Annotated in this window: 13 protein-coding genes; 1 reads left to right on the top strand and 12 read right to left on the bottom strand. The window is 53.1% G+C overall.

All coding sequences use genetic code 11. The annotated features are described in order from the left end of the window. Positions 1-146 precede the first annotated feature (146 nt). The 4 genes from recG to sciP form a co-directional block, all read right to left on the bottom strand. Positions 147-2,237 carry an ATP-dependent DNA helicase RecG gene (recG, locus tag ABWV33_RS11660; RefSeq protein ID WP_353330870.1) on the bottom strand — a complete coding sequence of 697 codons (2,091 nt, stop codon included), beginning with the start codon at positions 2,235-2,237 and terminating at the stop codon, positions 147-149. Next, positions 2,234-4,354, bottom strand: coding sequence for an NAD-dependent DNA ligase LigA (ligA, locus tag ABWV33_RS11655; RefSeq protein WP_353330868.1), 2,121 nt, complete (start codon positions 4,352-4,354; stop codon positions 2,234-2,236). The genes recG and ligA overlap by 4 nt, the downstream gene beginning before the upstream one ends. A gap of 125 nt (positions 4,355-4,479) precedes the next feature. Then, positions 4,480-5,196, bottom strand: coding sequence for a response regulator transcription factor CtrA (ctrA, locus tag ABWV33_RS11650; protein WP_113821694.1), 717 nt, complete (start codon positions 5,194-5,196; stop codon positions 4,480-4,482). 99 nt (positions 5,197-5,295) lie between these two features. Continuing rightward, positions 5,296-5,574, bottom strand: a complete 279-nt coding sequence (gene sciP / locus ABWV33_RS11645; RefSeq protein ID WP_113821695.1) for a CtrA inhibitor SciP — start codon at positions 5,572-5,574, stop codon at positions 5,296-5,298. 130 nt (positions 5,575-5,704) lie between these two features. Between sciP and mnmA the strand changes: the two genes are divergently transcribed. Further along, positions 5,705-6,850: a tRNA 2-thiouridine(34) synthase MnmA gene (gene mnmA / locus ABWV33_RS11640; RefSeq protein ID WP_353330865.1), complete on the top strand. Its 1,146-nt coding sequence runs from the start codon at positions 5,705-5,707 to the stop codon at positions 6,848-6,850. Between the two features lie 6 nt (positions 6,851-6,856). Here mnmA and ABWV33_RS11635 read toward each other — a convergent pair whose 3' ends face one another. The 8 genes from ABWV33_RS11635 to rseP all read right to left on the bottom strand — a co-directional run bounded on the left by ABWV33_RS11635 (position 6,857) and on the right by rseP (position 15,386). Continuing rightward, positions 6,857-7,435: a cadmium resistance transporter gene (locus ABWV33_RS11635; protein ID WP_353330863.1), complete on the bottom strand. Its 579-nt coding sequence runs from the start codon at positions 7,433-7,435 to the stop codon at positions 6,857-6,859. A gap of 6 nt (positions 7,436-7,441) precedes the next feature. Further along, positions 7,442-8,602: a lipid-A-disaccharide synthase gene (gene lpxB / locus ABWV33_RS11630; protein ID WP_215402341.1), complete on the bottom strand. Its 1,161-nt coding sequence runs from the start codon at positions 8,600-8,602 to the stop codon at positions 7,442-7,444. Next, on the bottom strand, positions 8,602-9,396 hold the full coding sequence (locus ABWV33_RS11625; protein ID WP_353330861.1) for an LpxI family protein: 795 nt from the start codon (positions 9,394-9,396) through the stop codon (positions 8,602-8,604). The genes lpxB and ABWV33_RS11625 overlap by 1 nt, the downstream gene beginning before the upstream one ends. Before the next feature lie 4 nt (positions 9,397-9,400). Next, positions 9,401-10,186, bottom strand: coding sequence for an acyl-ACP--UDP-N-acetylglucosamine O-acyltransferase (gene lpxA, locus ABWV33_RS11620; RefSeq protein ID WP_353330859.1), 786 nt, complete (start codon positions 10,184-10,186; stop codon positions 9,401-9,403). A gap of 3 nt (positions 10,187-10,189) precedes the next feature. After that, positions 10,190-10,654 (bottom strand): 3-hydroxyacyl-ACP dehydratase FabZ, encoded by a 465-nt coding sequence (fabZ, locus tag ABWV33_RS11615; protein ID WP_113824297.1) that lies wholly within the window; start codon positions 10,652-10,654, stop codon positions 10,190-10,192. Between the two features lie 71 nt (positions 10,655-10,725). Then, positions 10,726-11,319, bottom strand: coding sequence for an OmpH/Skp family outer membrane protein (locus tag ABWV33_RS11610; RefSeq protein WP_353330857.1), 594 nt, complete (start codon positions 11,317-11,319; stop codon positions 10,726-10,728). A 3-nt stretch (positions 11,320-11,322) separates the two neighbouring features. After that, on the bottom strand, positions 11,323-13,683 hold the full coding sequence (gene bamA / locus ABWV33_RS11605; RefSeq protein ID WP_113824299.1) for an outer membrane protein assembly factor BamA: 2,361 nt from the start codon (positions 13,681-13,683) through the stop codon (positions 11,323-11,325). 353 nt (positions 13,684-14,036) lie between these two features. After that, on the bottom strand, positions 14,037-15,386 hold the full coding sequence (gene rseP / locus ABWV33_RS11600; protein WP_113824300.1) for an RIP metalloprotease RseP: 1,350 nt from the start codon (positions 15,384-15,386) through the stop codon (positions 14,037-14,039). Between the last annotated feature and the right edge of the window lie 2 nt (positions 15,387-15,388).

Here is a 15,388-nt window from a genome sequence, read left to right as displayed (position 1 = left end):
CTGTAAAGAACTTTTAGAGAACATTTGCGAACATTTAGGGATTTTCGATGTAATACATTGGAACTTAAAGAGTTTTTCTTTGTCGGCTTTCACGGCATTGAGACCCGAATGTGGAACACATCAAAAGACATGTTCCACACCAGATATTACCCAACAGAGATCAGCTTGATCGCTTGATCCTGCTTCATCAACCACAACAGGGCCCGGGCTGCACGACCACGTTCGCTGCTGAGGTCCGGATCAGCCGTTAACAGAGCCCGCGCATCTGATTGAGCAATAGCCATCAAGCCCGCTTGCCGTTCCAGGTCGGCGATCCGAAATTTGGGCAAGCCGGATTGGGCGGTTCCGATCAAATCTCCGGCACCGCGCATTTGCAAGTCGGTTTCCGAAATCTGAAACCCATCCTCGGTTTCGCGCAAAACCTCGAGCCGTTTGCGTCCATTTTCGCTAAGCGGAGGTTGGTACATCAAAAGACAAGTCGAGGCCGCTTCGCCACGGCCAACGCGCCCGCGAAGCTGGTGCAACTGTGCCAAGCCAAATATCTCTGCACGTTCTATGACCATAATCGTAGCATTCGGAACGTTTACGCCCACTTCGATCACGGTGGTTGCGACCAACACGCTGGTTTCGCCAGCCTGAAACGCCGCCATGGCAGCGTCTTTTTCAGCGGCGGGCATCTGCCCGTGCACCAGCCCCACGACCCCATCCCCTAAAATAGCGCGCAGACGTTTGAACCGCTCTTCGGCAGCGGTCAAATCCACCAATTCAGATTCTTCGACCAGTGGACACACCCAATAGCATTGCCGACCATCATGGATAGCTTTGCGCAAATGGTCGACCACGTCCTTCATTCTCTGTGTACTGATGACGGCGGTTTTGATCGGTTTTCGACCTGCTGGTTTTTCATCCAGCACTGACACGTCCATATCCCCATACTGTGCCAAAGAGAGCGAGCGCGGAATCGGTGTTGCGGTCATAACCAATACATCGGCGCCCATGCCCTTTTCCGCCAATTCCATGCGTTGGCGTACGCCAAAGCGGTGTTGCTCATCCACGATCACAAGACGCAGGTCATGAAAGGCAACGTCGCTTTGGAACACTGCATGGGTGCCAACCAGAATATGGATATCTCCGCGTGCCAAAGCCGCCAGTTTCGCCTTGCGTTCACTGCCTTTGTCACGCCCAGTCAACAGATCGAGAACAACGCCGGCGTCTTCAGCTAACGGGCGCAGCCCTTCTAGATGTTGACGGGCCAGAATTTCGGTAGGGGCCATCATGACCCCCTGCCCGCCTGCTTCTACAGCCACAAGAAGCGACATGAAGGCCACCAGCGTTTTACCGGAGCCCACATCGCCCTGCAGCAAGCGATTCATCCGCATTTCACCCGCCATATCCGCCGCTATTTCTTCGATAGCGCGCGCCTGAGCATTCGTAGGGCGATACGGCAGGCTGGTTAGAACCTGCGATTGCAAACGCCCATCGCCAACACTGACAATCCCACGGGCTTTGCGTTCCCGACGACGTGCCAAAGCAAGGGTCAGTTGGTGTGCCATAAGTTCATCATAAGCCAAACGCGCACGAGACGGGGCAAAGGGGCTAACATCATCCAAGCCCATTGGTTCATGCGCGGCCAACATCGCTTCGTGCCACGTCGGCCAGTTCTCCTGAGCGACCTGAGATGGATCAATCCATTCCGAAAGATCTGGTGCCCGAGCAAGCGCACTGCGCGCCGCTTTGTACGCCGTTTTTTGCGTCACCCCTTGGGTCAAATGGTACACAGGCTCGAATTCAGGGATATCACCGGCCTCTTGAACCGGTAGCATATGGTCAGGATGCACCATCTGCGCAGTGCCATCGAACAGCTCCAACTTACCAGAGATCACCCGTTTTTCACCTGAGGGTAAAATCCGATTCAGGTATTCGCTACGGGCATGGAAAAAGACGAGTTGGAACTCTTCTTCCATATCCTCCACATCAATCCGATACGCACCCCCTTTATTTCTAGGAGGGTGATGCGCCCCAATTGTCACCTCGACCGTTAACATCGTGGGAAAATCAGCCCCACGGATCGTGTCACGCCGGCGGCGGTCGACCACTGCATAAGGCAGCGAAAACGCCACATCGCGGGGGGTTTCGATATCCATCTGGCTTAAGAGTTGCGCGGTTTTGGGACCAACTCCATCCAATGTCTCCAGCCCGGCAAAAAGCGGAAACAGCTGTTCAGGGCGCCCGCTCATGCCCCAGCTATCAACGACAACCAGCCGTCTTCGTCCAATGTTTCGATCCCCAGATCAGCTGCTTTTTTCGCTTTGGATCCAGCGCCCGGACCAGCCACCAACAGATCCGTTTTCTTTGAAATTGATCCCGACACTTTGGCCCCCAAGGTTTCTGCGCGTGCCTTGGCTTCGGCACGGGTCATTTTTTCCAAGGTTCCCGTAAAGACCACGGTCTTCCCCGCGACCGGGCTGCCTGATGTATCGGGCCGTTTTGCGTCGGCCACGTTGAGTTGTGACACCAACCGGTCGATCGAGGCTCGTTCGTTGTCTTGCGCAAATTCCGTGACTAACGAAGTCGCCATTACCTGCCCCATGCCATCTATGCCAACCAAATCATCCCACGCAGCCCCTTCCAGATTGGATGCTTGCGTAACCCCGGTTTCAAAAGCAGCCCATGAGCCATAGTGCAACGCCAGCATATTGGAGGCGGCTTCACCCACGTGTCGCAAACCGAGCGAAAAAATCACACGTCCCAAAGGGATTGTGCGTTTTTCATCGATAGCATCAAATAGGTTCTGTGCAGATTTTTCACCCCAGCCTTCGCGGTTCTTCAACTGTTGCATGCCAGAGGAAAACCGATCTCGGAGCGTAAAGATGTCGGCCGGTTCCGCAATCCATCCATCAGTGTGGAACTGCTCCACCTGTTTGGCCCCAAGTCCCTCGATATCAAAGGCACCGCGTGACACGAAGTGCTTTAGCTTTTCTACGGCTTGCGCCGGGCAAATCAATCCGCCAGTACACCGACGTACGGCATCGCCTTCTTCCCGTACCGCGAGGCTGTCACATTGCGGGCACGTTTGCGGAAACACAAATGGAACAGCGGACTCACTGCGCTTACTCAGATCCACATCGGCGATCTTTGGAATGACATCTCCGGCACGATAGACCTGAACCCAATCCCCCACACGGATATCTTTTCCATCGCGAATTGTTTCGCCTTTGGCATCCTGACCGCGAATATAATCTTCGTTGTGAAGCGTCGCGTTCGACACCACGACACCGCCTACGGTGACAGGCGTCAGGCGCGCAACTGGACTGAGCGCCCCGGTTCGTCCAACCTGAATATCGATTGCCTCCAGCCGGGTCCAAGCCAGCTCTGCTGGGAATTTGTGAGCGATGGCCCAACGGGGCGTGGTAGAGCGGAAACCCAACCGACCTTGCAGCCCAAGATCATTTACTTTGTAAACAACGCCGTCGATATCATAGCCGAGTTGCGAACGCTGGGCTTCGATATCCTTGTAGTGCCCAATCAATTCGTCTGTATCTGCGCACAAACGTGTCAGCGGATTGGTTTGAAATCCGAACGATTGAAGGCGTTGCATAGCCTCCCATTGCGTTTCCGCTAAAGGTTCTGAGAGTTCACCCCAAGCGTAGGCAAAGAATTTCAAAGGTCGCGACCGAGTGATTTCTGAATCCAACTGACGCAAAGAACCCGCTGCGGCGTTTCGCGGGTTGGCGAAAGTTTTACCACCTCGTTCGGTTTGGCGCGCATTCAACGCTGCGAAATCTGGGTGCGACATGTACACTTCGCCACGGACTTCGAGAATTTTGGGCGCGTTAGAGATTTGATGCGGAATATCCGCGATGGTCCGTGCATTGGCTGTAACGTTTTCACCCGTTTCCCCATCCCCCCGGGTCGCAGCCTGAATCAGAACCCCGTCTTCGTACCGTAGAGACAGGGACAGCCCATCAATCTTGGGCTCGGCTGTGTAAGAAAGGGAAGTTGCCTCGGATATCCCCAAGTATTTGCGTATTGAAGTATCAAAACTGACAACATCGTCGTTGTCGAACGCATTGCCCAGCGACAACATACGCAAAGCGTGGGCAACTTTGCCGAATCCCTCTGATGGTTTGGATCCAACCCGTTCTGATGGGCTGTCTGTTCTCTTTAACGCCGGAAAACGTGCTTCGATTGCAGCATTTCGCAATTTGAGCGCGTCATAATCTGCATCTGAGATCTCAGGCGCATCTGCCCCATGATAGGCTTCGTTCGCCTGCAACACCATCTTAGCCAAGCGCGCAAGCTCTTGCTTGGCTTGCTCTTTGGATAGGTCTTGAGTGGGTATGCTGTCGGTCATGGCCTCGTCCCGCCGTTTGTCGTTGGGACAAGTGATAGGACGAGGCCATGGTCAGGTCCAGATGTTGTCTTCGTGAGTGGTAGCGACCACTCTGGACAGGTGGTCAATACAAGACGCTCTAAATGCTATGCGTTAACGGCAATACGTGAGTCAGGCATGTCGACCGGTTGAGGGTCACGAAGAACATACCCCCGGCCCCAAACCGTTTCGATGTAGCTTTCGCCATTTGTGGCATTGCTGAGTTTTTTGCGCAGTTTACAGATGAACACATCAATAATCTTCAATTCAGGCTCATCCATACCGCCATACAAATGGTTCAGGAACATTTCTTTGGTCAGTGTCGTGCCTTTGCGAAGGCTTAACAGTTCCAACATTTGGTATTCTTTGCCAGTCAAATGTACCGGTTGCCCTTCCACATCCACTGTTTTGGCGTCCAGGTTCACCGAAATCATCCCCGTTTTAATCACCGACTGAGAATGGCCCTTGGACCGTCGGATGATGGCATGAATACGTGCGACCAACTCTTCACGATGAAAAGGCTTTGTCAGATAATCATCTGCACCAAACCCAAAGCCCTTAATCTTGTTATCGGTGTCGTCTTCGCCTGACAGAATGAGAATCGGTGTTTCAATCCGAGACATCCGCAATTGCCGCAAAACCTCATGTCCGTTCATATCCGGAAGATTGAGGTCTAATAAAATGAGATCGTAATCATAGAGCTTGGCCAGATCTATCCCCTCTTCCCCCAAATCCGTGGCGTAAACATTCAGGTTCGCGTGGGTTAGCATCAACTCAATGCTTTTAGATGTCGTTGGATCATCTTCAACCAGAAGTATACGCATGTCTATTTCTCCGCCTTAAACTTAGTCCCGTGTTGAGATCAACCGTGGCCAATAAAGGTTAACCCCGCGTTACCGATAATTAAATTATGTATCATCAACCTAAAGTTGTCGATATTTTTTTATGGAAGTTGTTTTTAACGCATCTTCACCATGATCTGCCAATGCAGACACCCATCCATTGAATTCCTCATCACTGAGGCCATACATTTTCTTGGCATCTGACAGGGTAATCAGCCCGTATAACACCCCCCTCACAACGGCAATCTTGCGCGAGGCAACCCACCGTGACGTGCCAGGAGACGGCAAATCAGATCGCGTCATAATTGTGCCATCTGGCAAAGTTACGGCCCCTGGGCCTTCGACTTTTCGCAAAAACATCACCTGTCCTTTCTGCTAGTGATGAAACTTTCGAACAGCCTACTTAACGTGCGGTGAAACCGCCCCTTGAGAGTGTCTAGGATTTTCCTATATTCTGCCAGTCTTCCTTAACTCGGACTGGAGCTGCCCCATGGCGCTTGATGCAGAACACCCGCTGAACTCACTTGGATTTGCCAAGCCACCTGCTGAAACGCGGGTTGTTGTGGCTATGTCCGGTGGCGTCGATAGCTCTGTAGTTGCAGCATACTTGGCCGATCAGGGCTATGATGTCGTTGGCGTGACACTTCAGCTTTATGATCACGGCGCGGCGCTAGCCAAGAAAGGTGCGTGCTGCGCAGGTATTGATATCCACGATGCGCGTCGCGTTGCTGCCGAACGTGGTTTCCCTCATTACGTCCTAGATTATGAGAACATTTTTAAGGATGCGGTGATTGATGAGTTCGCCGACAGCTATTTAGCGGGTGCGACACCTGTTCCATGTATTCGCTGCAATGAACGAGTCAAATTCAAGGATCTGCTGGAGACTGCCAAAGATCTAGAAGCGGACTGCATGGCAACCGGTCATTACATCCAGCGTAAGGTCGGATCCAATGGGTCTGAATTGCATTCAGCCGAGGATGCAAACCGCGACCAAAGTTACTTTCTGTTCTCAACCACCCCAGAGCAACTCGATTACCTTCGCTTCCCATTAGGCCACCTGCCATCGAAAGACGCCACACGCGAAATGGCCGCTCAGTATGGATTGGCGGTCGCGGACAAGCCAGACAGTCAGGACATTTGTTTCGTGCCTGATGGAGATTACGCCAGTGTCATCCAGAAATTACGCCCTGGTGCCGCTGAGCCCGGTCAGATCGTCCACAGCGATGGCCGCATCTTGGGCGAACATAACGGCGTCATCCACTACACGATTGGACAGCGCCGTGGTCTCGGCATCGGTGGTTTGAGCGAACCGCTCTATGTTGTGCGGCTGGATGTCGATAAAAAGCAGGTTGTTGTGGGCCCCAAAGAGTTACTGGTCACCCGCACCATTCCCGTCCGCGAAATCAACTGGTTGGGCGACGCCCCGTTTACTTCGCAAAAGGAATGGCATGTTTCGGTCAAGGTCCGATCAACACGCCCCCCCCGTGAGGCAATCATTCGCCCGCTGAACGACACAACAGCCGAAGTTGAACTGTTGACTCCAGAGGAAGGCGTATCGCCCGGTCAGGCCTGTGTCTTCTATGATTCTGATAGCAGCCGCATCTTTGGCGGTGGATGGATCTGGCGCGGGTACTAACTCGCCTCAGAGCCCATCTGTACCGCTATCGAGCAAGACATACAGCCCCGCACAAATCATAACGTAAGGGGCAAGTCTTTCAAACTTGCTGATCCACGAACCCGTTGGTCTGGCTGTTTTTGTAAACACCAGCCCGATCGCCCCAAGCAACACCACAGCCATCAAAGCTCCCATCAGCGCTGCGCCGCGATAGACCGGGCTAGACTCGACCAAAAGCGGCGTCATCACTGCGAAACTGTCCAAAGACAGGCTGAGAAAAAGAACCGTTGTCATCACTAGGGATGTACGGCCAGAAAAACCTTGCTCCGCGCTATTTTCTGCCGACCCGAACTGCTGCCAGACACCGCGCATGCCCAAAAAAAGCGGGATCAGCCCAAGCAGCCCAGCCGACCCGAATTGCACCTGATTGGCCCCTAGTGCCACGCCCATAGCAGCGGTCAGGATCAGCCCTTGTGCAAGCATGTATGCGAGGATGGACCGCCAAGGCCCCATAACAAGGCTTAGCCCCAATAGGGCAGCAAGATTGTCAATGTTTGTGAAAATTTGCGCCAACCCAGCAGAGAGCGCAAAGGCCAGGATATCCATGCTCCGTTACCCTTTTGGCAGTCTGGCCAAAACCGCACGCGCCGCCCGAAGGCCGGGATCTTCACCACCGCGACCGAGACGTTCCATCGTGATGCGCATCGCCTCTGCCTGCTCTTCTGGGTTTTCGAATACATGCGCCAAGCCTGCTGCTATATTCTCGGGCAAGCAGGCCGGGCCAAGGCTTTCGGGAATGGTCCGGGTCTCACTGACAAGATTGACCAGTGTGACGGTATCAATCAGCGCCATCTTTTCCATGATGGTATGGGTCAGCCAGCTGAATTTGTACGCAATCACCATTGGCGTATGTGCAGCGGCCAATTCAAGCGACACAGTCCCAGAGGCTGCCAAGGCCATCGAAGCAGTAGCGAACGCCGCTCGTTTATGGCTCTTGGCAATGTCTTGGTCAAATTCACTAGGGTTGATGACAACCGGATTTCCCGGCCAATCTTTGACAAGCTCAGTTACCAATGCCGCGACGTTTGGCGTTGCCGGTACAACAACGCGCATGTCTGGATGATCGGCAAGGAATGGTTTCAACCCTTGCCCAAATATCGGGGTTAGCTTGCCTACTTCGCCACGTCGCGATCCGGGTAACGCCAGCAGAACAGGCGCATCTCCTAAACCATAATGCGCGCGGAATGCTGTGATCTCTTCTTCGGTTGCTTGTGGCTCACCAACCACTGGGTGCCCGACGAAATCACAGGCCGTGCCAGCGGCCTCCATATATGGAGGTTCAAACGGCAGCAGAGCAAGAACATGATCAATGACAGCCGCCATCTTGTCCGCCCGCTTCGGACGCCATGCCCATACGCTGGGCGCAACATAGTGTACGGTATGGATGTTACTGGCTGCTTTAACGATCTTTGCAACCCGCAGGCAAAAATCCGGGCTGTCGATTGTGATCATCACATCGGGTTGGGTTTCCAGCACCTGTTCCGCAGTTTCAGCAATCCGCTTCTTCAGATGAAAATACTTGGGCAACACTTCAGTCAGGCCCATGATGCTCAGTTCTTGCATGGGAAACCGGCTGACCAGCCCCTGCCCTTGCATCAGTGGTCCACCGATCCCATCAAAGCGCACATCAGGACAGAGGGTTTTCAAACCCTCCATCAATGCCGCACCAAGCCGGTCCCCCGACGGTTCACCGGCCAGGATAAAGACACGCATCAGACGGCTCGCTCACGAACCCATAGAAATAGGCCAAGGCGGTCACATTCGCCCACCACATGGTCCCAATCCAAAACTATGACACCACCTTGTTCTATCACAATGCCCGCTAGGCCCGCGGCTACAGCAGCGGTGACGGTTCCCGCTCCGATGGTTGGCAGGTCCACCCTGCGGTCTTGATCAGGCTTTGGGGCTTTGAACAAAACACCGCCGCCCGCATCAGGACGTTGGGTCAGCGATTGCAGCATCCAATCAGTTCCAAACACCCCTTCGATCGCCAACGCCTGACGACGCAAAACGACACAGGCCTGCCCCACGTCAGCGGCACACATGCATTGCACGATTTCAGTTCCCCGGGAGGCATCCGCGTGATCCGTGTCCGAAGGCTGCGCCTTCGTTGGGCAACCAACCTCAGGCAGCAGGTCTGGCGCCAATTCATGCGCCGCGCGCACATGCAACCCAGCATGCTCGAAAATCTCGATCACCGCGCGCAAAGCCCCGTCATCCCCGGCCATCAACGCCTTCTGAATGATCGGAACCAAAGGCATCGTTGCAGCATCTATCCGCGACGGATCAACTGGTGGTCGCTGAATAGAGCCGACAAAGCACACATCAGTGACGCCTTTGTCTTTGATCTCGGCAATCAAGGTTCCAAGAGTTTCCAACCGAAAGGAACGATCAACCTGCACCTCGTCGGGAGTAAATCCCTCGAGGGCGAAAACCAAAGGCGCATTTGGCAAACGCGCCACAACTTCGGCAGGCAACCCACCCGATCCGACGATGAGTGCAAGCATGGTGTTAGCTCCCCGGCGTTAGGAAGGACCGATCAGAGTCGCCCATCACAAATTCCACTATCTCGCGCACATAATCGCTTTCGGTTTCATCACCCAAACGCTTGGCCCGCTCGTGAAACGTGCCCTCGCCTTGCGCCAGCATTTGAAACGCCGCCCGAAGCGATGTGATATCCTGTCGCGAGACACCACGTCGTTTGAGGCCGACAAGATTCAACCCATCCAACTCCCCACGCGGGGCCTGAACCAAGCCATAAGGAATGACGTCATTTGTGACCATTGTGACAGCACCAACAATGGCGCCGCGCCCGATACGAACAAACTGGTGAACTCCGGACAAGCCCCCAATAATGACATTGTCATCAATAACGACATGCCCAGCGATTGCCGCTGAATTTACGATGACCACGTGATTTCCAACATGTACATCATGGGCAATATGACACCCAGCCATCAGCAGATTGTCATTTCCAATCCGTGTGATGCCACCACCGCCTTCGGTACCGGCATTTACGGTCACATGTTCCCGTATCCGGTTTCTCGCCCCGATCACGACCGAACATTGTTCGCCTTTGAATTTCAGGTCCTGTGGGATTTCGCCAATCACAGCAAAGGAGAAGATAACGGAATCATCGCCGATTTCTGTATCCCCGGTCACAACGACGTGGGACTTGAGTTCAACCCGATCCCCCAAACGAACGTCCGGGCCAACAACGCAGAAAGGTCCAATCGTACAATCGGCCCCGATAACAGCGCCGTCTTCAATGACCGAGCTGGGATGAATCTGCGACATGGGTCAAGCCTTTTGAAGATCAACGAGCGCGGAAAACTCAGCTTCGGCTGCCACTTCGCCCTCTACGGTTGCAAGGCCGCCAAATTTCCAGACTTTGCCACCCGGCTTGCCGCGCAGAGTCTTGAGCTCCATCTCAAGCACATCGCCGGGAACAACTTTGCGGCGGAATTTGCATTTGTCGATCGACATGAAATAGATCAGCAACTCTTTATCCGCCAAATCCAAAGCCGTACCAATCATAACACCTGCTGTTTGCGCCATGGCTTCCACAATCGTGACGCCGGGCATAATCGGCACACCCGGAAAGTGTCCTTGGAAATGAGGTTCGTTCATCGTCACGTTTTTGATGCCACGTGCGGACTCATAGCCCCGAATGTCCAAAACCTTGTCTACCAGCAGAAACGGATACCGATGCGGCAAGATACGCTGAATCAACTGAATGTCGGCACTTTGGGTTTCGGTCGTCATGTGCAGGTGTCCTGATTTTTTTAGTTTTTCTAGGATCTGACTAACAATACAAGCGCGTTAGAGCAAGGCGCTCACTGTTCAGGAGCTGGCAGGCGAATATTGGATCCATCTCCAATTGTCGCATCTATGCGCGAAATGGCAATATCCGTGATATCTGAATCCTTCGAACGTAAAAACACATTGGATCGCTCCAATACTGCTACGGCGCCGGCCTCTTGCATAAGGGCTTCGAGAACAGGTTGCGCCAACTGCAGAAAGACACTTCCGGCCTGCTGTTGCTTACGATCCAAATCTTCCAGCTTGGCCCGCTGCCCATTTCGATGGCTTTGTACCTTGCGATCAAACGCATCCACCAGAACCCGAAAAGCCTCGGGTTCCATTTCGCTGCGCCGCTCTGTTAGGTTCTGTTCTTCTTGACTGAGTTCAGCAATGATCCGCTCGTTTTCAGCAGCAAGAACAGCACTTTCTGCCTCAATTTCATTGGCGATACGACGTCCGTAAGCTGACCGCCCATACATCGTTTCCCACGAAAGGGTCAGGATCTGACTTTGAGGGACGCCTAATTCCTGCGCTTGTAGACCTTGGGAGGGAAGGCAAAGCAAAAGACACAGAGCCAGAAATAGGCCCTGTGTCCAGAAATGTTTCTTGAGGAGCTTAAGTTCCACGGTTTAGAACCGTGCCTGGATGGTCAGGTCAAAGCTCTGCTCCTTGTCGAATGTTTCTTTCTTGAGAGCTTTGGTGAAGTTGAAACGCAGAGGACCAAACGCCGTTGTCCACAAGACGGAAAACCCGACGACGTGACGCAAAGACCCATCCGCACCAACAATATTGCCACCGGCCGTATTGACGTTCTTAAGGTCCCAGAGATTACCAACATCATAGAACAACCCACCCCGGATCCCGAGCTCTTCGGGGAGCCCAAGTGGGAATTCCGCTTCAAAACGGGCGGCAGCGAAGTAGTTGCCGCCGATTGCATCATCCTGCCCGCCGGACAGATCGCGTGGACCAATACCCGCTGGTTCAAAGCCCCGAATGACCTCGGAGCCGAGAATAAAGCGGTCAATCGTCCGGCTGCTTGTATTACTACGCCAGCTCAACGCACCAACTTCGAAAGATGCCCGCAGAGTTACTTCTTCATGCAGAACCTTGGTTTGCGCAATCGCCTTGGCCGCTGTTTTTATGAACTCGTTGTCACCACCCAGCCCAGCAGCATCGAGACCGACTTCGAACAACACGCCAGAATTTGGATTCAATCCACCGAGGCGGCTGTCGTACGAATAGGTTAGACCTAGAGAGCTCGAAGATCTTTTTCCTTGCGCGATCTCTGACGTGATCACGGCCCCAGTTGCAATGTTTGTACGGGTCAACATTTCTGTGTTGTTCCATCCGTAACGGACCTGCAACGTAGATAGCTCACCAAGCTTGAAGGCCAGCGAAGGGTTAAAGAACCGACGAGACGTGTCATAGCTGGCAAAACTGGAGTTTCTGGTCGAAAGCCCCAGATCAACATTGAAGGCAAGATTTCGGCCAAGCAAATGTGGTTCACCGAACCCTAGAACATAAGATTTAGAATCCTGAGCCGTCGAAATTTGAAGGCCCAGACGTTGCCCCCGCCCAAGGAAGTTTTCTTCCTTCAGACCGATCGCCACCCCAAAGCCGTCAGCCGCCGAAAAGCTACCACCGAGATTAAGCGATCCTGTTGGCTGTTCTTCAACATCAACGTCTACAATCACGCGGTCGGGCGTTGTCCCTTCACGGGTTTCCACGCTGGATTCCTTGAAAAAACCAAGTGCTCGAATACGTTCTGCGCTTTCACGAATTTCACGAGGGTTCAGAGGATCCCCCTCAACGCTAGTAAACTGTTGGCGAATGACCCGGTCGAGGGTGGTCGTGTTTCCTTCGATGTCGATCCGTTCAACGAAGACGCGCGGGCCCTTAACCAATGCAAACTCAACATCCAATGTCAGATCCCGGTCGTTTCTGGTAATCCGGGGTTCAACTCTTAGGAAATCCACGCCATCACGAAGGGCGAGGCGTTCCTGACGTGCGATGGAATTTTCGACCAGAGACGGCGAGTAAATCACACCGGGCTTGATCTTCAGAACATCGTTATATCTCGGAGCTTCCACGCCTTTTATTTCGCTAACGGTCGAAATTTTACCAAACGAAAACTGCTGACCTTCCTGAACGTCCATCACCAGAAAAAACGCATCGCGTTCGCGTGTGAACTCTACGTTTGCGCTGTTGACCCGGAAATCGATGTATCCGCGCGACAGATAAAAATCGCGAAGCAACTGCTTATCGAACTCAACCCGGTCCGCAATAAATGTGTCGGAGCGGATAAATGTACGCAACAGACCTGCCTGTTTACTCGCCAGAATGCGACGCAAACGACGATCAGAGTAAACACGGTTCCCAACAAAGCTGACGCGTTCAATCTCAATCGTGGTCCCTTCGGCGATCTCAAATACCAAATCCACGCGGTTGTTTGAGCGGCGAATGATCCGAGGAACGACGGTTGCTGCAACACGGCCTTGCGAAGAATACACTTTGGAGATTTCACTGGCATCTTTTTCGGCTTGCTCGGGCGTGAAAACGCGACGCGATTGTGATGAAACAACACCTTCTAGGGTCTCATCTTTGATGCGTTTATTGCCTTCAAAGCTAATTTTGTTAATCGTCGGGTGCTCTTCGACGGTGATGAGCAATGTGCTTCCACGAGGTGTCAATTCGACTGATCCAAAAACACCACTGTCAAGGATGCGCTTATACGCGTCGTTCAATTGACCTGCTGTCACCTTTTCACCGCGGGCGATTCCCGTTCGAGCGACAATCGTCGATGTCTCGATTCTCTGATTTCCTTCCACTTGCACAGAATTGAAAGTGTAGGTTTGAGCCATCGCTGGCGTCGCCAATCCGGTAAAAACCGTTGCCAAGAAAAGAAAAATCCCTCCTAGAACGCGATACAAGATGTAGTCGCTTGAAATTTTCCCTCCGCAGGATGTACCCGCGCATCTCCCAATAGACATCAAATCATCAACCCGAATTTTTTAGACCTTGGGATGTGAGTAACGGCATTGGCGTGAGTTGTCAAAAGCACAAAAAGACACGCGGCCCTGTGAGCCGCGTGTTGCTTGTCGAATGTCCTAAAGATGTGAAGCGGAATCAGAGACTGCCGAGAAATGCCCCGAGGAGCAGCGCAAAACCAATTGCTGTAATAAACAGCACACGATCCCAATTCAGGGCCACTAAAAGGCCCAAGCCACGATATGAATGCTGCAATGTTTGCATGCCCAAATCCTCTTAGAGCTACTCGTTTAGCACAATCTAGACATACATTGTGGCCAGACTTGGGCGTTAGCTCAGAGAGGTTGGGAAAATTTTAGCAAAACAAATCGTTGCCGAGCGAGAAAACCATCAGCGAAAGGATCATGGTAATCCCAATCGCCATCAAGAAACGCAACACAGTATCGCTTGGTGGTTTGCCTGTGACAGCCTCGTAGGCATAAAAAACCAAGTGCCCCCCGTCCAGTGCAGGAATTGGGAACAGGTTCAACATCCCGATAGCCGTGGACAGAACCGCAATAAACCAGATGAAGCTTTGTGCGCCCTGACTTGCCATCGCGCCTGATGTCTCGGCAATGCCTATAGGTCCGGAAATGTTGCAGGTGCTGATTGCCCCAGTCACCATATGCCAGAGGCCCGACAGCGATCCTTGAATGATTTTCCCGGTCTGAACGACGCCATCTGTAAGCGCCATGCCAACACCACCCGCCTCGGTCGCAGGCACCAACATCATGCCGCCGACGATCCCCACACGCCAATGTGTGACAAAGCCACCTTCGGGTTGCGGTTCATCCGTACGCCGGGGTGCAAGCGCAAATTCCAGCATTTCACCATCGCGCCAGACAGACAATAGCAACACTCGTCCGTCGGATCCTTCGACAGCCTCTTTCAATTGCTCGAACGCAAAGATGTCTTGACCATCAACAGCCGTGATAACGTCGCCAGAGGCCAGTTCGATATCCATAGCCGCGCTACGGGGGGCCACCTGTTGTACCAATGGCGGGAACAACCAAGGCCCGGTAACAGTCTGCGTTTGGCCATCGCGATTAACAGTAAACTCCAGTTGCTTCTGCGCCTCAAGGGAATCGACATAGTCAGTCCACCCGTCTGCATCATCAAATTTTGGAAGAGTTTTGCCGTTGATCGCCTGTATCTCATCCCCGATCTGCAGCTCTTGTACTGTGTTCGGAAGAGTCTTGAGTTCGCCAATGGTCAGTGGATCAGTCGCAACACCGCGCGCCATGAAAATGCTGGCAAACACCAAAATAGAGAGCGCAAAGTTAAAAACAGGCCCCGCAGCAACAGTCGCAGCTCGGGCCCATAGTGGCGCCCCGTGCATGGTCCGACGCAGCGCGGCTGGATCCTGTTCCAGATCGGCCATCGTGCCTTCGTCTTTTCCAGATGCTGCATTGGCGTCGCCCAAAAACTTTACGTAGCCACCAAAGGGCAACAAAGCTATTTGCCAGCGTGTGCCATGCTTGTCGTCACGACTCCAAAGAACCGGCCCAAACCCAAGTGAAAACACTTCGGCGTGAATGCCCGACCACCGTCCAACAATATAATGTCCGTATTCATGAACCGCCACAATCACGGAAAGGGCCAGCACGAAAGCCACGATCATGTAGATCAAACCACCGAATTGGGGGATCAACGCTGCAATATCCAAAA

The sequence above is a fragment of the Phaeobacter sp. NW0010-22 genome, from assembly GCF_040365955.1.
GTDB lineage: Bacteria > Pseudomonadota > Alphaproteobacteria > Rhodobacterales > Rhodobacteraceae > OMPR01.
This window is presented reverse-complemented; position numbering and strand designations above follow the sequence as displayed.